This window comes from Thermoanaerobaculia bacterium, assembly GCA_018057705.1.
In the GTDB taxonomy this organism is placed as follows: Bacteria; Acidobacteriota; Thermoanaerobaculia; order Multivoradales; family JAGPDF01; genus JAGPDF01.
The window spans coordinates 1-3,718 of record JAGPDF010000163.1; the positions used below are offsets into that span (position 1 = coordinate 1).

Sequence of the window (3,718 nt, forward strand, 5' to 3'; positions counted from 1 at the left end):
ACTCGGTACCGGCGAAGAGAAGATTGCGGTCGCGCGGGTCCTCGACCAGGGCGTAGACCGTGCCGCGCTCCGGCAGGTCGCCGGCGATCGAGGTCCAGCTGCGCCCGCGGTCGGAACTGCGCAGGACGTAGGGTTTGAAGTCGCCCATCTTGTGGTTGTCGAAGGCGGCGTAGACGATCCCGGCGTCGTGACGCGAGGCGACCAGCCGGGAAACGTAAGTGAGGTCCGGAATGCCGGGGAAACTCTCGCCACGCCGCCAGTGGGTGCCGCCGTCTTCCGAGACCTGGATCAGGCCGTCATCGGTGCCGACGAAGAGCAGGCCCGCCGCGAGCGGCGATTCGGCGAGCGCGACGATGTTGCCGTAGATCGAGGTCGAGGCGTTCTTGGCCACCGCTTCGGGCCGCTGGATCCGGCCCATGACCTTGAGCTGGTTGCGGTCGAGCTGACGCGTGAGATCGGGCGAAACCGCCTGCCACGAGTCGCCGCGGTCGTCGCTGCGGAAGAGCCGGTTGGCCGCGAAGTAGAGGCGGGTGGGCGAATGCGGCGACAGAACCAGCGGCGAGTCCCAGTTCCAGCGCAGCGGCAGCTCGCCGGCGCCGGGCTGCGGCTGGATGTCGAGGTTCTCGCCGCTCCGGCGGTCGAAGCGCGTCAGCACGCCGTGCTGCGCCTCGGCGTAGACGATGTTGGGATCGGTCGGATCGGCGGCCGTCCAGAAACCGTCGCCGCCCTGGGTGACCTCCCAGTCCTCGTTGGCCGGCCCCTGGTAGCGCAGCGTGCGCGAAGGGCCGCAGAGGGAGTAGTTGTCCTGGGTGCCGCCGCAGACGTTGTAGAACGGCAGCGCGTTGTCGACGCCGACGCGATAGAACTGGGTGAGCGGGAGATTCTCGAAGAAGCGCCAGGTGGCGCCGCGGTCGAAGCTCTCGTAGAGGCCACCGTCGCCCCCGACGAGGTAGTGCAGGGGCTCTTTCGGGTCGATCCAGATGGCGTGGTTGTCGACGTGCTTCGCCTTCTCGCCGAGGCGGCGGAAGTTCGTGCCGCCGTCGTCCGAGACCTCGAGGTAGGTGTCCATCGAATAGATGCGGTCGAACTGGTGCGGATCGGCGAAGATCTCGGAGTAGTAGTTGCCGCTCGTCGAATGCGCCGAGCGCTTCTCCCAGCTCTCGCCCCGATCGGTGGAGCGGAAGAAGCCGCCCTGGTCCTCTTCGGCTTCGATGATCGCGTAGAGAACGTCCGGGTTCTGCAGTGAGTGGGCGAGGCCGATCCTGCCGATCTCCCCCTTGGGCAGCCCGGAGTCGAGCTTGCGCCAGCTCTTGCCGCCGTCGACCGTCTTGTGGAGAGCCGACTCGGGACCGCCGCCGACCAGCGTCCAGACATGGCGCCGGCGCTGGTGCGCGGCGGCGTAGACGGTGTCCGGGTCGCGTGGGTCGAGAAGGATGTCGGCGATTCCGGTCTCGTCGCCGATCGCGAGCACCCGCGTCCAGGTCTCGCCGAAGTCGACGCTCTTGTAGACGCCGCGCTCGCCGCCGCTGCTCCAGAGCGGGCCGTAGGCCGCCACCCAGACGACCCGCGAGTCGCGCGGATCGACGAGGATGCGGCCGATGTGCTCGGACTTCTCGAGCCCCATGCGCTTCCACGACTTGCCGCCGTCCAGCGTGCGGTAGACGCCGTCGCCGTAAGAGACGCTGCGCTGGTTGTTGTTCTCGCCGGTGCCGACCCAGACGACGTTGGGGTTCTTCGGGTCGATGGCCAGGGCGCCGATCGAATAGGAGCCTTCGCCGTCGAAGACCGGCGCCCAGGTGGTGCCGGAGTTGGTCGTCTTCCAGACGCCGCCGGAAGCCGCCGCCACCCACCAGGTCTTGCTGTCGGTCGGATCGACCGCGAGGTCGCTGATCCGCCCGGAGGTGAGGGCCGGGCCGATCGAGCGCAGGGTGAGCCCGGCGAAGGTGGCGCTCGCGAGCGGCCCTTCGTCCTTCTTCGAATCCGGCTTGGCGGGCGTCGCGGCGAAGCCTGCGGCGGCGATCGAGAGTGCGAGGGCGGAGGTGAGAAGGACTCGCTTCATGACAGCTCCTGGCAAGAGAGAGATCCGGAAAGAGGTGCATACGAAAAAACGCCGGACCAGGTTGCGGTCCGGCGTCGAAATGCTAGCAGGGGAGAGTGGTTCGCGTCAGGAGCCCTGCTTGGCTTCCATGTTGATCTCGACCGCGACTTCGTCCGAAAGCAGCAGGCCGCCGTTGTCGAGCGCGCGATTCCAGTTGATGCCGTACTCCTTGCGGTCGAGCTTGGTGGCGACGGAGAAGCCGACAATCGACTTGCCCTCTTTGGTCTTCATCTCGCCCGTCAGGACGACCGGGAGGGTGACGACCTTGGTGACGCCGCGCATGGTGAAGTCGCCGGTCACCTTGTACTCGCTGTCCGAGACCTTCTCCACCTTCGTGCTCTTGAACGTGATCTCGGGGAACTTCTCGACGAAGAAGAAGTCCTCGCTGCGCAGATGCTTGTCGCGGTTCTCGTTGGAGGTGTCGATCGATGTCGCCTGGATCTTGAACTCGACCGACGCGGCGGCGAGGTTGGCGTCGTCCTTGACGATCGTCCCGGAGAACTCACCGAAGGAGCCGCGCACCTGCGACATCATGTGGCGGATCGTGAAGCCGACATGGGTGTGCGCCTTGTCGGCGGTGTAGGTGATCGCCGTCGAGGTGGCTGCGGCCGCCGCGGGGGCTGCGGTCTGGGCGGCGGCCCCTGCGACGCCGGCGACCCCGGCGAGAACTGCGAAAACGGTGGCGAGGGCGGCGACTGCGGTGAACTTCTTCATCTCTGCTTCTCCTCTTTCTCTGGGTGATCGGAATGGTCACAGGTACCGTAGAGCCCCTCGCGCAGGTCGTCGAGAAGCTGAATGAGTTGCCTGGCGTCGGTTTCGGACAGCGAGTGGAAACAGTCACGGAGCGTCTCGAGCATCGGCTGCTCGAGGGCGGTCAGAAGGGCGAGCCCCTCTTCCGAGATGGTGCAGAGCACCCGCCGCCGATCCTTCCGGCAGCGCAGGCGCCCGATCAGTTTCTTGGCTTCGAGGCGGTCGAGCAGACGGGTGATGCCGGGGGCGTGCTCGATCATGCGGGTAGCGATCTCGAGCGTCGGGACGGCCTCCGGGTGTGCGCCGCGCAGAATGCGCAGTACGTTGTACTGCTGGGCGGTGATGCCGTGGGGTTCGACGGTGGCCGCCAGACGGCGCTGCAGCTGGTCGCTCGTCCGCAGGAGCGCGACGCCGGCCTCCTGGAACGCCGATGCGAACGGCCTGGTCTGGCGGATCTCCTGCTGGATCTTGCTCTCGGGCATCGGGAGAAAAGTATGGCAGTGAATGATTGATCTGTCAACTATCAGTCTGGCATGGTTCCCGGAGGGCCACTTCTGTCGGAACACGAGCCTCAGTCGCTGTCGAGGCGGGGGATCGGGTCGACGTAGAGCCGGCCGCCTTCGTCCTTGACGGCGAGCGGGCGTAGCGGCAGGTCCGGCTCGGTGAGGCAGGCGCCGGTGGCGAGGTCGTAGCGCCAGGCGTGGCGCGGGCAGGTCACGATCGAGCCCCGCCCGCCCTCCCGGAGCCCGGCCGAGAGGTCGGCGCCCTGGTGGCGGCAGGCGAGCTCGAGGGCCGAGATCGTGCCGTCCCCGGACTGACGAATCCCGACCGGGCGTCCGAGCAGGTGGCGCACGTGCAGCTCGCCAGGGG

The 3,718-nt window shown here is 67.4% G+C and carries 4 protein-coding genes; all 4 read right to left on the minus strand.

Annotated features, from left to right (window positions below; genetic code table 11):
* On the minus strand, positions 1-2,059 hold a 2,059-nt coding region (locus KBI44_21625; protein ID MBP9147087.1), incomplete at its 3' end, for a glycosyl hydrolase.
* A 105-nt stretch (positions 2,060-2,164) separates the two neighbouring features.
* Positions 2,165-2,812: a YceI family protein gene (locus KBI44_21630; protein MBP9147088.1), complete on the minus strand. Its 648-nt coding sequence runs from the start codon at positions 2,810-2,812 to the stop codon at positions 2,165-2,167.
* A complete protein-coding gene (locus KBI44_21635) occupies positions 2,809-3,330 on the minus strand; it encodes a MarR family transcriptional regulator (GenBank protein ID MBP9147089.1) in 522 nt (173 codons plus the stop codon). Before KBI44_21635 ends, KBI44_21630 begins: the two co-directional genes overlap by 4 nt.
* An 89-nt stretch (positions 3,331-3,419) precedes the next feature.
* On the minus strand, positions 3,420-3,718 hold a 299-nt coding region (locus tag KBI44_21640; GenBank protein MBP9147090.1), incomplete at its 5' end, for a Rieske (2Fe-2S) protein.

Bases quoted from the DNA above. Each gene is read 5' to 3' on its own strand.
- KBI44_21630 (MBP9147088.1), bottom strand. From the start codon at position 2,812: ATGAAGAAGTTCACCGCAGTCGCCGCCCTCGCCACCGTTTTCGCAGTT.
- KBI44_21635 (MBP9147089.1), bottom strand. From the start codon at position 3,330: ATGCCCGAGAGCAAGATCCAGCAGGAGATCCGCCAGACCAGGCCGTTC.